15 protein-coding genes and 1 pseudogene are annotated in these 14,295 nt (G+C 72.9%); 11 read left to right on the forward strand and 5 right to left on the reverse strand.

Features of this window, described 5'->3' with window-relative positions; translation table 11 throughout:
• Positions 1–121: 121 nt before the first annotated feature.
• Positions 122–580: pseudogene (locus tag VF330_RS17060) on the forward strand (PrsW family glutamic-type intramembrane protease); the annotation flags it as partial.
• A gap of 134 nt (positions 581–714) precedes the next feature.
• Positions 715–948: a hypothetical protein gene (locus VF330_RS17065; protein ID WP_330852589.1), complete on the forward strand. Its 234-nt coding sequence runs from the start codon at positions 715–717 to the stop codon at positions 946–948.
• A 1-nt stretch (position 949) separates the two neighbouring features.
• Here VF330_RS17065 and VF330_RS17070 read toward each other — a convergent pair whose 3' ends face one another.
• The 3 genes from VF330_RS17070 to VF330_RS17080 all read right to left on the reverse strand — a co-directional run bounded on the left by VF330_RS17070 (position 950) and on the right by VF330_RS17080 (position 3,736).
• Entirely contained in the window at positions 950–2,089 is a 1,140-nt protein-coding gene (locus VF330_RS17070; protein ID WP_330852590.1) for a BMP family ABC transporter substrate-binding protein, read from the reverse strand.
• Positions 2,090–2,159: 70 nt separating this feature from the next.
• Entirely contained in the window at positions 2,160–2,684 is a 525-nt protein-coding gene (locus VF330_RS17075; protein ID WP_330852591.1) for a GNAT family N-acetyltransferase, read from the reverse strand.
• A complete protein-coding gene (locus VF330_RS17080; RefSeq protein WP_330852592.1) occupies positions 2,681–3,736 on the reverse strand; it encodes a hypothetical protein in 1,056 nt (351 codons plus the stop codon). The genes VF330_RS17075 and VF330_RS17080 overlap by 4 nt, the downstream gene beginning before the upstream one ends.
• 131 nt (positions 3,737–3,867) lie before the next feature.
• Here VF330_RS17080 and VF330_RS17085 point away from each other — a divergent pair, with 131 nt between their 5' ends.
• Together VF330_RS17085 and VF330_RS17090 are read left to right on the forward strand one after the other, a co-directional pair.
• Positions 3,868–4,527: a MerR family transcriptional regulator gene (locus VF330_RS17085; RefSeq protein WP_330852593.1), complete on the forward strand. Its 660-nt coding sequence runs from the start codon at positions 3,868–3,870 to the stop codon at positions 4,525–4,527.
• Complete coding sequence (locus VF330_RS17090) at positions 4,524–6,887, forward strand: VIT domain-containing protein (RefSeq protein ID WP_330852594.1); 2,364 nt, start codon at positions 4,524–4,526, stop codon at positions 6,885–6,887. The genes VF330_RS17085 and VF330_RS17090 overlap by 4 nt, the downstream gene beginning before the upstream one ends.
• 149 nt (positions 6,888–7,036) lie before the next feature.
• Here VF330_RS17090 and VF330_RS17095 read toward each other — a convergent pair whose 3' ends face one another.
• Complete coding sequence (locus VF330_RS17095) at positions 7,037–7,183, reverse strand: hypothetical protein (protein ID WP_330852595.1); 147 nt, start codon at positions 7,181–7,183, stop codon at positions 7,037–7,039.
• Between the two features lie 188 nt (positions 7,184–7,371).
• Between VF330_RS17095 and VF330_RS17100 the strand changes: the two genes are divergently transcribed.
• Positions 7,372–7,764, forward strand: coding sequence for an STAS domain-containing protein (locus tag VF330_RS17100; protein WP_330852596.1), 393 nt, complete (start codon positions 7,372–7,374; stop codon positions 7,762–7,764).
• Positions 7,765–7,785: 21 nt separating this feature from the next.
• Here VF330_RS17100 and VF330_RS17105 read toward each other — a convergent pair whose 3' ends face one another.
• Positions 7,786–8,151: an ATP-binding protein gene (locus tag VF330_RS17105; RefSeq protein WP_330852597.1), complete on the reverse strand. Its 366-nt coding sequence runs from the start codon at positions 8,149–8,151 to the stop codon at positions 7,786–7,788.
• Positions 8,152–8,325: 174 nt separating this feature from the next.
• Between VF330_RS17105 and VF330_RS17110 the strand changes: the two genes are divergently transcribed.
• Genes VF330_RS17110 through VF330_RS17135 form a run of 6 tightly spaced genes read left to right on the forward strand, consistent with a single transcriptional unit; the run spans position 8,326 to position 14,290 of the window.
• Positions 8,326–9,177 (forward strand): STAS domain-containing protein, encoded by an 852-nt coding sequence (locus tag VF330_RS17110; RefSeq protein WP_330852598.1) that lies wholly within the window; start codon positions 8,326–8,328, stop codon positions 9,175–9,177.
• Positions 9,177–9,581 carry an STAS domain-containing protein gene (locus VF330_RS17115; RefSeq protein ID WP_330852599.1) on the forward strand — a complete coding sequence of 135 codons (405 nt, stop codon included), beginning with the start codon at positions 9,177–9,179 and terminating at the stop codon, positions 9,579–9,581. Before VF330_RS17110 ends, VF330_RS17115 begins: the two co-directional genes overlap by 1 nt.
• Positions 9,581–9,994 (forward strand): ATP-binding protein, encoded by a 414-nt coding sequence (locus tag VF330_RS17120; RefSeq protein WP_330852600.1) that lies wholly within the window; start codon positions 9,581–9,583, stop codon positions 9,992–9,994. Before VF330_RS17115 ends, VF330_RS17120 begins: the two co-directional genes overlap by 1 nt.
• Positions 9,991–11,019 (forward strand): ATP-binding SpoIIE family protein phosphatase, encoded by a 1,029-nt coding sequence (locus VF330_RS17125; RefSeq protein WP_330852601.1) that lies wholly within the window; start codon positions 9,991–9,993, stop codon positions 11,017–11,019. The genes VF330_RS17120 and VF330_RS17125 overlap by 4 nt, the downstream gene beginning before the upstream one ends.
• Entirely contained in the window at positions 11,016–12,749 is a 1,734-nt protein-coding gene (locus tag VF330_RS17130; protein WP_330852602.1) for an ATP-binding protein, read from the forward strand. The genes VF330_RS17125 and VF330_RS17130 overlap by 4 nt, the downstream gene beginning before the upstream one ends.
• Positions 12,746–14,290 carry a fused response regulator/phosphatase gene (locus VF330_RS17135; RefSeq protein WP_330852603.1) on the forward strand — a complete coding sequence of 515 codons (1,545 nt, stop codon included), beginning with the start codon at positions 12,746–12,748 and terminating at the stop codon, positions 14,288–14,290. Before VF330_RS17130 ends, VF330_RS17135 begins: the two co-directional genes overlap by 4 nt.
• Positions 14,291–14,295: the final 5 nt, after the last annotated feature.

The following is a 14,295-nucleotide window of genomic DNA, read 5'->3' on the forward strand; positions in this document are numbered from 1 at the left end:
GTTCGGGCTGTACCTGGTCCCGTGGCTGCTGATCCTGCGCCACCACAACCGCTACACCGCGCAGCCCGGTTCGCTGCTGGCGGCGGCGTTCGTCTGGGGAGGGGTCGCGGCGACGTTCTGGATCGCGCTGCCCGCGAACACCGCCCTGCTGGAGATCTGGGCCAAGGTCGGCGGCACGGAGTTCGCGCAGGACTGGGCGGCCGGGCTGACGGCGCCGGTCAACGAGGAGCTCGGCAAGGCGCTCGGCCTCGTCCTGCTGATCGGCCTCGCGCCGCGGCTCGTGCGCAGCGCGTACGACGGGTTCATCATCGGCGCGTTCATCGGCCTGGGGTTCCAGGTGTTCGAGGACGTGCTCTACGTCTACAACGGCGCCACGCAGACGTTCGGCGTCGGCCAGCTCGGCGCGTCCCTGCAGATCTTCCTGATCCGCGGCGTGAGCGGGATCGTGTCGCACGCGTTGTTCAGCGCCATCTTCTGCGCCGGGCTGATGTGGGTGCTGGGCAGGACGCCGGGGGAGCGCAACGTGCCGCGCGGCGTGCTCACCATGCTGGCCGCGATGGTGTTCCACTTCGCCTGGGACGACATGGGCGGGCTCAGCGGCGGCATCGGGATCCTGGCGGTGCTGCTGCCGTTCGTGATCGCCGCGGTGGAGCTGACGACGTTGTTCTCCGTCTTGAGGCACGCGGCCCGGCAGAGCAGGCCTGGATCCGCGCGGTGCTGGAGCCGGAGGTCGAGCTCGGCGTGCTGGACCGGCCGTTGCTCGACGCGGTCAGCGGGCTGCGGCGCGACCGCAGGAAGTACGGGAAGCAGGTGCACAGCAAGCGGCGGGCGCGGCACCTCCTCGAGGCCGCCGCCGACCTCGCCCACGAGCTGGCTCGCGGACGGGGGCGGGAGACCGGCGGCGTCGAGCACGCGCGGGCGGAGCTGGTCCGCCTGCGCGCGCGGTGAGTCACGGCTTGTCGGAGACCTTGATCTTGCCTTCGATGATCTGCGCCTTGTAGCCCTCGAGGATGCCCTGGAGCTTGGCGTCGACCCTGCCGCCGGACGTCGCGTAGCCGACGCCGTCCACCTTCAGGTCGAACACCTTCGGCAGCGACGCGAGGTCGTTCTTCGCGGCGGCGCGGTAGAAGTCGTACACCGCGACGTCGACGCGCTTGAGGCTCGACGCGGCGATGACGTCGCGGTTGGCGGCGAGCGCGGGCTGGTTGTACTGGTCGGCGTCGCAGCCGATCGCCAGCACGCCCGCCTGCTTCACCGCGGCGAACACGCCGATGCCGGACGCGCCCGCGGCCGGGTAGACGACGTCCGCGCCCTTGTCGATCAGGCCCTTCGCGGCCTCCTGGCCCTTGGGCGGGTCCTGGAAGCCGGTGAAGTCGCCGGCGGGGGTGATGTACTTCTTGTCGAACTGGATCTTCGGCGCCGCGGTCTTCGCGCCCTGCACGTAGCCCGCCTCGAACTTCTGGATCAGCGGGATGTCCACGCCGCCGACGAAGCCGATGTGGCACTTCTTGCTCTGGTAGGCGGCGACGACGCCCGCGAGGAACGCGCCCTCCTGCTCGGCGAACACCAGCGGCGTCACGTTGGCCGCGCCCTCGACGGCGGAGTCGACCAGACCGAACCGGACGTTCGGGAACTCCGGCGCCACGACCTTGAGCGACTCGGTGTAGGCGAAGCCGACGCCGACGATCGGGTTGAAGCCCTCGGACGCGAGCTGGCGCAGGCGGGTCTGCTTCGCGGCCTCGTCCTCGTTGGGCGCGGCGGAGAGCTCGCGGGTGTTCTCCTTCTTGACGCCCAGGTCCTTGATCGCCTTGTCGAACCCGGCGGCGGCGAGGTCGTTGAACGACGCGTCGCCCCGGCCGCCGATGTCGTAGGCCAGGCCGATCTTCAACGCGCTGCCGTCGACCTTCTCGCCGGCCGCGGCGCTGGTGCTCGACGCGGCGGGCGCGCTGGGCGCCGCCGAGAACTCGCAGCCGCCCCCGGCGGCGGTGGTCGACCCGGTGGAGCCGCCACCGGAGTCCTTGGCGCAGGCGCTCACCACCAGGGTCAACGCGATCGCGGCAACGGCTGTGCCACGCGTACGACGGCGCACGGTCGATCTCCTCTTGCTCGGTCTTGAGGAGCGGACGGTACCCCGCGCCGCTCCGCGACCGGTCAAGCGTTCAACTACTGGGATCGAGGTCCTTGCGGAACACCAGGAAGTCGCACGGGCAGGCCAGGTGCGGCACGAGCGCCGGGTGGTCGGCGGCGAAGTCGCCCTCGTGGACGATCCGGTAGCCGATGCGCGTGTACCAGCCGCGCAGGAACTCCTTGACCGGGTGCTCCCACCCCTGCGGCACCAGCAGCTCGAGCTGCATGCGCGGCAGGCCGCGCTCCCGCGCCCAGTCCTCGGCGAACGCCACGAGATCGCGGCCGATGCCCGTGCCGCGTTCCTCCGGGGCGGCGACCAGCATGCCGAGCTCGCCCGCGCCGTCGTCCAGCCGCTGGACCCGGACGGAGCCGACGACGCGGCCGTCCTTGCGCACGACGGCGATCTGCCCTGCCCGGACGAGCTCCGCGACCTCGGCCTCGGTGGTCCTGGCGGTGTCGCCGGCCCACAGGCCCTTCTCGGCGTCCGCGTAGACCCGGTTCACCAGCGCGGTGATCTCCGGCACCAGGCCGGCGTCGGAGGTGAGGACGGGCGTCACCACGGCGCGGGCTGGGTGGTCTGAGCCAGCTTGTCGGCGTGCTGGAGCACGCCGAGCTCGCGCAGCATCCGATCGCGCTGGGCGGGGTCGTGCGCGACGTGCGAGGCGTGCAAAGCCTTGCGCAGCCTGGCCTTGCGCCACGGCGTCCACCGGCTCGCGAGCGCGAGCTTGGCCGCCCGCAACGCCGCCCGGTCACGCGTGCGCGCCAGGGCGTCGCGGTGGTCGTCGCCCAGGCCGAGCAACGACAGCAGGCGTTCGCGCAGCTCCCGCCCGACACGCGCCCACGTCGTGGTGCGCTGACGTGCTGCCCGGATCTCGATGCCGAGCGCGAGGTGCAGCATCACCAGGCCGAGCACCGGCCCGAGCAGCACGCGCGCCGTGCCCGCGACCGGCCCGGACAGGCTGAGCGCGGCGAAGGCGGCGAACGCGGTCAACGCCCACGCCACGAGCCGCGCGGGACCGGGCCGGCCGTTCTGGCGCACGCCGCCGCGCATGGCCCAGCCGCACGCGACGAGAGCCGCCTCCATGACGGAGAAGAGCGCCACGCGCTCCCACGTGTCGGTGATGCCGAGGCGCTGCTCGAAGAAGCGCCACGACGTGTCGACGCTGACACCGATGCTGAGGAGCGCGACGGCGTAGAAGCCGGCCGCGCCGTGGGGCTTGGCCTCGCCGTGGGGCTCGGGCGCGTCGTCGGGCTCGGGGGTCACGCCGAGTGCGGGGGTGACGTCGGGCTCGGTCACGGGTGCGGGCGCTGTGTGGGCCGCGACGCCCTTGTCGACCTCGTCCAGCTTCGCCAGCAGCTCCGGCGTCAGCAGCACGTGACCCGCCGTGTCGGTCAGCCCGTTGCGCGCACGCCACTCGTTGACGATCGGCGTGGCGTACGGCCTGCTCGGCACGACCTGGCCCTGCTTGCTGAGCCAGCGGCGCACGTCCTCGACGGTGCAGCCGCGCGGCAGGTGCTCCAGCGCGTACAGGATCTGCGCCTTCTTGGTCTTCAACCGCGCCAGCGCGGCGTCGTGGCCGGTGATCTGGCCGACTTCGTCCGTGGTCACTCGTGCTCTCCGTCCTGGGCGTGGATGTGCAGGGGGCACGCGGACGCGCGGAACCCTACCGCCGCTACGGCGCGTGAAGGCGATCGGCAAGAACGTTGACACTGTCACTGTTGCAGTGTCACTATCGGGGGGTGTGGACGCTCGACGAACTGCTGGACCGCGTCTCCGCCGCGTTGACGGCGGAGTACCCGGGCGCGCCCAACGGGCGGGTCCGGGACGTTCCCGACCGGCGGGCAGTCCGCTGGTACGCCACGACGGGCCTGGTCGACAGACCGTCGGCCATGCGCGGCCGGACCGCGCTGTACGAGAGGCGCCACCTGCTCCAGCTGGTGGCGCTCAAGCGGCTGCAGTCGGAGGGGAGGACGCTGGCGGACGTCCAGGCGGAACTGGCGGGAGCCGACGACACGGCACTCGCCGCCATCGCCCGCGTCCCCGAGGACCTGCTCGACGCCGGTGACGCTCCGTCGCCGGACCGGGTGCGCCCGCGGTTCTGGGCGGAGCCGGCGGCACCGCGCCCGCCCGCCGCGGACACGGCACCTCCGGTTCCGCCGCCCGCCCCGGCTCCTTCCATCCCCGCGCCACCGCCACTCACCCCGCCGCCACCCGTTCCCGCTCCACCACCCGCCCCCGCGGCCGCCCTCCACGGCGTCGCCCTCGGCGGCGGAGCCGTCGTCCTGGTGCCGGGCACGCCGACCAGGGCCGACGTCGCCGACATCGCCGCCGCCGCCCGGCCGTTGCTCGACCTGCTCGCCGCCCGTGGTCTGCTCATGAACGAAAGGGATCTGCCATGACCATCTCCGTCGCCCCGATGAAGCCCGCCGAGGGGGACCGCATCGGCTGGACGACCGAGGACGCGGGCATCGGCGCGCTGCGGACCGAACGCGGCAACCTGCCCCTGGAGCGCCTCGACGTGCGGGCGGCGGTGACCGGGCTCGTCGGCCGGACCGTGCTGACCACCGGGTTCGTCAACACCCACGACACGGCGCTCGAAGCCACCTACGTCTTCCCGCTGCCCGACCGGGCGGCCGTCACGGGCATGAAGATGACCGCCGCCGACCGCACCGTCGAGGCCGAGCTGCAGGAGCGCGGTGCGGCGCGGCAGGCCTACGACGACGCGATCGCGGCCGGTCAGCGGGCCTCGATCGTCGAGGAGGACCGGCCCGACGTCTTCACCATGCGCGTCGGCAACATCCAGCCGGGCGAACGGGTCGCGGTCGAGCTGACCCTCGTCGGGCCGCTGGTGTTCGAGGACGGGGCTGCGACGTTCCGGTTCCCGCTGGTGGTGGCACCCCGGTACATCCCCGGCAAGCCCCTCGACGGGCCGTCGGTCGGGGACGGGCACGCCGACGACACCGACGCCGTGCCGGACGCGTCGCGCATCACGCCGCCGGTGCTGCTGCCTGGCTTCCCGAACCCGGTCCGCCTCACCATCGGCGTCGACGTCGACCCGGCCGGTCTGGAGCTCGGCGAGATCCGGTCGAGCCTGCACACCGTCGAGACCGAGGGCACCACCGTCACCGTCGCGCCGGGGGAGCGGGCCGACCGCGACTTCGTGCTGCGCCTGGCCTACGCGAACACGAGCTCCGCGGCCGTGTGCGTGCCCGACGAGGACGGCGGCACCTACCAGGTCACCGTCCTGCCGCCCGAGCTCGACACCCCGGTCCGGCCGCGCGACGTCGTGCTGCTGCTCGACCGGTCGGGCAGCATGTCCGGCTGGAAGATGGTCGCGGCCCGCAGGGCGGCCGCCCGGATCGTCGACACGCTGACCTCGGACGACTCGTTCGCGGTGATCACCTTCGACGACCGGCTGGAACGGCCCGACCTCGGCGGGGGACTGGTGTCCGCCACCGACCGGCACCGCTTCCGCGCCGTCGAGCACCTGGCGAAGGTGGCGGCCCGCGGCGGTACCGAGATGGTCGAGCCGATCAGGGAGGGCCTCTCCCTGCTCGCGAAGGCGGACGAGGGACGCGACCCGGTCCTGGTGCTGGTCACCGACGGCCAGGTCGGCAACGAGGACCAGATCCTGCGCGACATCGCTCCGGTCGTCAACCGGACCCGGATCCACACCGTCGGCATCGACACGGCCGTCAACGCGGGCTTCCTGGGCCGCCTGGCCGCCGCCGGCGCGGGCCGGTGCGAGCTCGTCGAGAGCGAGGACCGGCTCGACGAGGCCATGGCGCACATCCAGCGCCGGATCGGGGCACCGCTGGTCACGGACGTGGTCGTGACGCCGGCGTCCGACGTGCCGAAGCAGCCGTCGGCGATCTACCCCGGCGTGCCGCTGGTCGCGTTCGGCCGGTACCGCGGCGAGGTCCCCGCGACGGTCACCGTGCGCGGCCGCACCAGGGACGGCTCCGACTGGCAGGAGACGCTGACCGTGCGGGAGCACACCGAGCAGGCCGTCCGGGCGCAGTGGGCCCGCGCCGCGCTGCGCGACCTGGAGGACCGGTACGCGACCGGTGACCGGGCCGTGGAGGAGGAGATCGTGCGGATCTCGCTCGCCCACGGCGTGCTGTGCCGCTTCACGGCGTTCGTCGCGGTGGACGACCGGGTCGTGTCCGATGGGAAGGTGCACCGCGTGGTGCAGCCGGTCGAGCAGCCCTCCGGCTGGGAGTTCGGCACGCCGAAGTTCGCCGCCGCCCCGATGGCGGCGGGATTGACGGCGGGGGGACCGGTGGCGGCGGCGCCGATGTTCGCCGCGCCGGGAGGTGCCGCACCGAGGGCGCGCTTCGGCTCGGCCCCGGACGGCCTCGGCGTGCCCCTGCCGCCTCCGGCACCGCAGGCCCCGGCACGCTCGGGCGGTGGCGGGGCGGGTCCCGCGCCGACCTGGACGCGCCCGTCCCCGCCCGTCCCGCCCGCCGACGACACCGCCGGGCTGCGCGAGATCGTCGCGGTCGAGGTGACCCGCCTGGACGAGGCGGCGGCCAAGCCCGCCTGGGAACGCCGCGACCTGCTCGCCGACCTCGCCAGCAGGCTCGGCATCCTCGTCGCCGGCCGGCGGGGCGGGGAGTTCGAGGCGCTGCGCCGCCTCGTCGAGGAGCTCACCGAGGACGGCGACGTCGACCGGTTGTGGGCACGGGCACGGCAGGTGCTGGCGGAGTTCGCCGGGAAGCCCGCCGCGCCGGAGCGCCGCAAGAGGTTCTGGCGTTGAACGAACCTCGTTGTCCCGCTTGGGTTAACGAAATGTTCGTCCCGTGCACGCGTGCGGGGAGTGGACGACAGCCGAGTGGAACGACCAGCACTCGTCGAGTCCGAAGTGGACGGAACGCCGCCGGGGCACGTCCCCGGCGGCGACCGGCTCTAGTCGGGAGGCTCCTGGCCCTCCGGTCCCTCGTCGTTGATCACCCGCTTGGCGGGCGCTTCCTCCGGAACGCGAGGTTCCTCCACGTCGTTCAGGTCGGGAGTGCCCGGCGCGTGCGGGGCTTCTGGGTTCACCGGCTCAGTCATGACGTGCGGTTACCCTTGAGGGACAAGGACGAACACAACCCCGCGGTTGTGCCCCACCACGAAGGGGCATAGCGTGGGAACGAGTACCTGAAACATCGATTCATCCATGTGAGGTCATCAACAGGTTCTCCGGGTTGGGCAGCGGCTCGCGTCGGCGCTTCGCACGGTGTGCCGAGGGGAGCGGGCCAGTGAGCCAGCAGTCCGACGGAGCGGTGCAGGTCCTGACCGCCCGCACCACCGACCACGACGGGATAGTCGTCGTCACCATCGCGGGTGAGGTCGACCGGATGACCCCGGACTCACCCGTCCTCACCGCGGCCGAGGCCGTGCGCCGGCTGCCCGCCGGTGTCGTCCTGGACCTCAACGCCGTGACGTTCTTCGGGTCCGCCGGCGTCAACATGCTCGCCGCCGTGTGGCAGCAGGCGGAGGCCGCGGCCGTGCCGCTCGCGATCGTCGCCGGCACCCGCGCCGTGCGCATGCCGCTCGCGATCTCCGGCGTGGACGTGCTCCTGGCGCTTTACCCGACCCTGCCCGACGCGCTCGCCGCCGTCAGGGCCGTCCCGCCGCCCCGGCGGCGCTGACCCCGTCCGGGGAGACCGCTCTCACACACCGTCCGTGCGCGGAACGACAGCCCACACCGCCTTGCCGGAGGGCTGCTCCGTCACGCCCCACTCCCGCGCCAGCTGGTCCACCAGCACGAGCCCGCGCCCACGCGCCGAGTGCGGTGACGACGGCTTGAGCACCGGCGGGATCGTCGAGGAGTCCTCGACCTCGATCCGCACGGCGTCGCGCGGCGTGCGCAGCGTCAGCCGGGCGGGGAACTCCCCGTGGTCGTAGACGTTCGAGACCAGCTCGGTCACGATCAGCTGGACGTCGAGCAGGTCGTCCTCGTGCAGCTGCGGCAACGCCGAACCGGCCCACCGGCGGGCCTCCGCGATGTCGACCACGTCGCGGTTCAGCTCCAGCACGTGCGGGGTGTCAGGGGGCTCGCCTCCGACGGCCAAGAGGGTGCCTTTCTGTTCTCGGTGTGCTGGGTGAACGTACCTCGTGCGGGAAGTTGCTAAACGCGGCAACCACCTGTCGGGTCCGGGGGTCGCGCACGGCTACTGTCTGCGGGGTACGGACCGCCTGAGGAGGCATGAGTGACTGCAGATGCGGGGCACGCCCGGCGTTTGACCGAGCTGCTGCGGGCGAACGCGGAGCCCTTGATCGAGAAGTGGGTGGGCGTGGTCGCGGCGTTGCTGCGCGGACGGGCGACGAAGGCGGAGCTGGAGTCCGACTACCGGGAGTTCTTCGAGGCCCTGCTGCCGCTGGTCGGATCCGACGGCGCGGACACCTCCTCGCCGGAGTTCGCCGAGATCAGGTCACTGCTGGAGGAGTACTCGCGCTCCAGGGTCCGCGCCGGTTTCACGCCGACGGAGACCGCGTCGAGCCTGTTCTCGCTCAAGCAGCAGGTCTTCGAGCTCACCGAGGGCGACACCGACCCGGAGCTCTTCCGCGAGGTGCTCGGGTTCTCCCGGCTGCTCGACTCGCTCGGCCTGCTGACGTTCGAGTCCTACTCGCGCGCCCGCGAGGAGATCATCCGCGAGCAGTCCGAGCAGCTGCTCGAGCTGACCACGCCGGTGGTGAAGATCTGGGAGGGCGTGCTGGCGGTGCCGCTGGTGGGCACGCTCGACTCCGCCCGCACCCAGGTCGTCATGGAGAAGCTGCTGGAGATGCTGGTCGAGACCGGCTCCGAGCACGCCATCATCGACATCACCGGTGTCTTCGCCGTCGACACGCAGGTCGCGCAGCACCTGCTCAAGACCGTGGTCGCGGCGCGGCTGATGGGCGCGGAGTGCATCGTGTCCGGCATCCGCCCGCAGATCGCGCAGACGATCGTGGCACTGGGCATCGAGTTCGGCGACATCGTCACCAAGGCCTCGCTCGCCGACGCCCTGCGGCACGCGCTGCGCCGTGAAGGCGTCGACGTGGTGCGCGGCGAGGCCGTCTGATGGAACGCGTCCCGATTCTGAAGATCGGCGGGGTGCTGCTGGTCTCCATCCAGATCGACCTCCAGGACCAGAGCGTGATGGCCCTGCAGGAGGACCTGGCGGAGAAGATCAGCGCGACCGGCGCCCACGGCGTGGTCATCGACATCTCCGCGGTGGAGATCGTCGACTCGTTCATCGGGCGGATGTTCGCGACGATCGCGTCCATCTCCCGTCTGTTCGACGCCGACACGGTCGTGGTGGGCATGCGTCCCGCCGTGGCGATCACCCTGGTGGAGCTGGGCCTCACGCTCGGTGGCGTGCGCACGGCGCTGGACCTCGAACGCGGCATGAAGATCCTCGGGCAGCTCGGGCGTCAGCGGCGGGGTGTGCTCGCACACTCCGACGAGTTCGCGCAGGACGCCTGATGCCGCCCCGGTCCGAGGGGCCGGAGGAGCTGGCGATCAGCGGCGACGACGACGTCGTGCGCGTCCGCCAGCTCGTGCGCACCTACGCGCAGCAGACGAAGCTGTCGCTGGTCGACCAGACCAAGCTGGTCACGGCGGCCAGCGAGCTCGCCCGCAACACGCTCATCTACGGCGGCGGCGGCTTCGCCCGCGTCGAGGAGGTCAGCGACGGGCGCCGTGCCGGCGTCCGCGCGTCGTTCCACGACGACGGACCGGGCATCCCCGACCTCACGCTGGCGCTGGCCGACGGCTGGAGCAGCGGCAGCGGGCTCGGTCTCGGGCTCAGCGGCGCCAAGCGCCTGGTGGACCAGTTCGACCTCGACACCGAGGTCGGCCGCGGCACCGTCGTGACGGTGGTCAAGTGGAAGAGATGACGACCGCGACGTGCCTGCCGCTGGTCCGCGACGAGGCCTGGCTGCCCGTCGAGGAGACCGCCCAGGTCGGCAGGATCCGCCGCACGGCGGCGGCGCTGGCCGACCGGCTCGGGTTCGGCGGGGCGCGGGCCGCGGAGATCGGCCTCGCGGTGACCGAGATCGGCACGAACCTGCACAAGCACGCGCGGCAGGGCGTGGTGCTGATCCGTTCGGTGCGCGGCGAGCACGACGCGGCCGTCGAGGTCGTCGCCGTGGACCGCGGGCCCGGCATCCGCGACGTCGCGCTGGCGTGGCAGGACGGGCAGTCGACGACCGGCACGCTCGGCGTCGGCCTGGGCGCGGTGGCCCGGCTCGCCAGCTCCTGCTCCATGACCTCCCGGCCGGGTTCGGGCACCGCGCTGGTGGCGCGGTTCGGGCCGAGGCCGGACTGGGCGCCCGAGTGGGGTGCGGACGCCGCGGAGGGGATCACCAGGCCCATCACCGGCGAGGAGGTCTGCGGCGACGCCTACGCGTTCTGCCGCGGCGCGGACCGGCTGACGCTGATGATGTGCGACGGCTCCGGGCACGGCCCGCTGGCCGCGGCCGCGTCCGACGCCGCGGTGCGGCTGTTCCGCGAGCTGGCCCCGATGCCGGCCAACCAGCTGGTCACGCGTCTGCACCAGGCCCTGCGCGGCACGCGCGGCGGTGCGGTGGCGGTCGCCGACATCGACCTCGCCGCCAGGTCCGTGCGCTTCTGCGGGCTGGGCAACATCGCCGGGTCCGTCCTCGCCGACGGCCGCAAGCAGGGCATGGTCTCCGTCCCCGGTGTGGCGGGTCACCAGGCGCGCACGATCCGGACGTTCGACTACGCGCTGCCGGAACGCGCCGTGGTGGTGCTGCACTCCGACGGCCTGACCGAGCGCTGGGGCGCCGACTTCGGCGGCGACCTGGTCAACGACCAGCCGGTCCTGATCGCGGCGACGCTGCTGCGCGAAGCCGGGGTGCGCAACGACGACGCCGGCGTCCTGGTGGCCAGACCGGCATGACCACGACCGAGCTGCTGCGCCTGCCCGTCGCCGACGAACGGGACGTGTTCCTGCTCCGCCAGCGCGGGCGCCAGGTCGCGGCGGCCGTCGGGCTGGACGGGCAGAACCAGGTGCGGGTGGCGACGGCGCTCAGCGACGTCGGCCGGGAGCTGGTGCGGCAGGAGGTCTCGACGACCGCGGTCTTCTCGCTGCGGCACGGGCTCGTCCCCGCGCTGCTGGTCGAGCTGGCGTGGCACGTGCCGGGCGTGGTCGGCTCCGGCCCCGGCTGGGACACCGCGCGCCGGTTGATGGACGAGCTGGCCCTGACGTCCGCGGGCGTCACGCTGGTGAAGAAGCTGCACCACTCCGCCGCGGTCGACGAGGGCCTGCTGCGGGAGCTGCGCGGCACGGCGGGCACGACGGCGCTCGACGAGCTGCGGGCGCAGAACCAGGAGCTGCTCGAGACGCTCGAGAACCTGGAGGCCAAGAGCGCGGAGCTGGAACGGCTCAACGACGAGCTGGAGGAGACCAACCGCGGCGTCGTCGCGCTCTACCAGGAGCTTTCCGAGGAGCTGGAGCGGACGAACCAGGGCGTGGTCGCCCTCTACGCCGAGCTGGACGCGAAGTCGGCGGAGCTGCGGGACGCCGCGGCCGCGCGCATCCGGTTCTGGTCCAACATCAGCCACGAGCTGCGCGCGCCGATCAACTCCGTCGTCGGCCTGACGCGCCTGCTCGGCGCGCCCGGCGGCGACCCGATGACCGACGACCAGCGCCACCACGTCGACCTGATCAACGAGTCGGCGGCGACGTTGCTGGCGCTGGTGAACGAGCTGCTCGACACCGCCAAGGCCGAGTCGGGCAGCCTGGAACCGCGGATGGCGCCCGTCGCGATCGACTACGTGATCACGCAGCTGCGGGCCTCGGTGCGGCCGTTGCTGCGTTCCGGCGACGTGCGGCTGGTCGTGGACGGGGCGATCCCCGAGCTGCCGACGCTCGTCACCGACGAGACGATGCTCGTGCGGATCCTGCGCAACGTGCTGTCGAACGCCGTGAAGTTCACCAAGCACGGCGAGATCCGCTTCACCGCCGAGCCGGGACCGGGACCCGACGAGGTCCGGTTCGTCATCACCGACACGGGCATCGGCATCCCGCCCGCCGAGCAGGGCAAGGTCTTCGAGGAGTTCTACCAGGTGCCGAACGCGCTCCAGGTCGGCGCGAGCGGCACCGGCCTGGGCCTGTCCTACGCGCGCAAGCTCGCCGAGATCCTCGGCGGCGCGCTGAGGCTGAACAGCACCCCCGCCGTCGGCACCGAGGTGGTGCTGACCCTGCCGACCGGCAAGGACGAGCTCGCGCAGCCCGCGCCGGTCGCGTGCGCGGTGATCGCCGACGGCGACGAGGACGTCCGCCGGCAGCTGCGCGACGCGCTCGCGGGCCTCGCCGACGACGTCGTCGAGGCCGGTGACGGCCGCAGCGCCCTGAACCTCGTCAAGTCGCGGCGGCCCGACCTCGTCGTGGTGGGCGCGAACGCGCCGCTGATGAGCGGCAGCGCGGTGCTGTCGGTGCTGCGCCTCGACCCCGATCTGAATGCGGTCCCGGTCGTGGTCGTGTGCGGCGACGACACCGGCGGCCTCGCCCGCACCGTGCACGGCCTCGGCGCCGCGATGCTGCACGAGGAGGGGATCGCGCCGGAGACGGTGAACCGCGCCGTCCGGGACGCCCAGCTCACCGCACGCAGAACGGAGGCCCGATGAACCCGACAGCGATGGGCGGCGGACCGGCCAGGGTCCTCGTGGTCGACGACCTGGAGGCCAGCAGGTTCATCGCGTGCAGCTGGCTGCGCCGCAGCGGCCACACGGTCGTGGAGGCCACCACGGCCGCCGAGGCGCTGACCGCGCTGGAGCACCACTCGTTCGACCTCGTGCTGCTCGACGTGCACCTGCCCGACATGAGCGGCTACGACGTCACCGAACGGATCAAGGCAGACCCGCGCACCAGCTCCGTTCCCGTCGTGATGCTGTCGGCGACCTACATCGAGCCCGAGGACAAGGTCACCGGCCTGACCCGCGGCGCCGACGCCTACCTCACCGAACCGGTCGACCCCGGCGAGCTGCTGGCCAACGTCGAGGCGGCCCTGCGCTACCACCGCGCCCGCGCCCTCGCCGAACACCTCGCCGCCCGCCTGACCAGCCTCACCACCGCGACGCTGGCGCTCAACGCCGCGACCACGTTCGACGCCCTGGTCGAAGCCGCCGCGATCGGCGCCGCCGACATGCTCGACACCCCGGCGACCGCCGCGCTGGGCGCGTCGTCCGGCGCCGTCTGCGTGGCCGCCGCGGGTGGCGCGCCGCGTCCGGACGACGCCGCCGTCGACCGGTGGATGGCGTCGCTCAACCCCGGCGTCGGCGTGACCGTGGTCGAGGGCGAGGCGTGGCAGCCGGGCGCCCCCGTCGTGGCGGCACTCGCCCGCACGAAGCTGCGCCGGTCGCCGATCTGCATCGCGGTCGCGCCGGAGTCCGTGCTCGGCGACGACGACCGCAACCTGCTCTCGCAGCTGGCCCAGGCGACCGCGCTGGCGGCGGAGGGCCTGCACACGTTCGCCGAGGAACACTCCCTGGCGCTGACGCTGCAGCGCAGCCTCCTGCCCCGCGACCTGCCCCAGCGCGCCGAGCTGCCGATGACGGCCCGCTACGTCCCGGCCCAGAGCAACGCCGAGATCGGCGGCGACTTCTACGACGTGATCGAGCTCGACGGCCTGTCCCTGATCGCCATCGGCGACGTGTGCGGCCACTCGATCGAGGCCGCGACCATCATGGCCGAGGTCCGCCACACCCTGCGCGCCTACGCCGTCGAGGGCCACCGCCCGGCCGAGATCCTGCGCCGCGTCGACGTCCTGCTGGAACGCTTCCACTCGACCGGCGGCCTCACGACCATGTGCCTGCTCCTGGTCGACCTGGAGGCCGGCACCGTGGACGTGGCCAACGCGGGCCACGTCCCGCCGCTGCTGTTCGACGCCGACGGCGCCCGGTACGCCCCGATCAAGGGCCCGCTGCTGGGCATCGGCCTCGACCGCCCGGAAGCCACCACCCTTCCGCTGCCGCCCGGCACCACCGTCCTGCTGACCACCGACGGCCTGGTGGAACGCCCCGGCATCGACCTCGACGAGGGCATGGAGAAGCTCCGCGCCGCCGTCTCGCACACCGACGACATGGACGAGCTGGCCGACCGCCTCCTCGCCGAGCTGGGCCAGGGCAAGCAGGACGACATCGCGCTGGTCCTGCTGCGACGTCAGTGACGCCG

It is taken from the genome of Lentzea sp., from assembly GCF_036380075.1.
In the GTDB taxonomy this organism is placed as follows: Bacteria; Actinomycetota; Actinomycetes; order Mycobacteriales; family Pseudonocardiaceae; genus Lentzea.

What these genes read in the sequence shown, in the direction of transcription:
- VF330_RS17135 (WP_330852603.1), top strand. Translation starts at nt 12,746, where the DNA reads ATGAACCCGACAGCGATGGGCGGCGGACCGGCCAGGGTCCTCGTGGTC.
- VF330_RS17130 (WP_330852602.1), top strand. Translation starts at nt 11,016, where the DNA reads ATGACCACGACCGAGCTGCTGCGCCTGCCCGTCGCCGACGAACGGGAC.
- VF330_RS17090 (WP_330852594.1), top strand. Translation starts at nt 4,524, where the DNA reads ATGACCATCTCCGTCGCCCCGATGAAGCCCGCCGAGGGGGACCGCATC.
- VF330_RS17095 (WP_330852595.1), bottom strand. Translation starts at nt 7,183, where the DNA reads ATGACTGAGCCGGTGAACCCAGAAGCCCCGCACGCGCCGGGCACTCCC.
- VF330_RS17125 (WP_330852601.1), top strand. Translation starts at nt 9,991, where the DNA reads ATGACGACCGCGACGTGCCTGCCGCTGGTCCGCGACGAGGCCTGGCTG.
- VF330_RS17115 (WP_330852599.1), top strand. Translation starts at nt 9,177, where the DNA reads ATGGAACGCGTCCCGATTCTGAAGATCGGCGGGGTGCTGCTGGTCTCC.
- VF330_RS17120 (WP_330852600.1), top strand. Translation starts at nt 9,581, where the DNA reads ATGCCGCCCCGGTCCGAGGGGCCGGAGGAGCTGGCGATCAGCGGCGAC.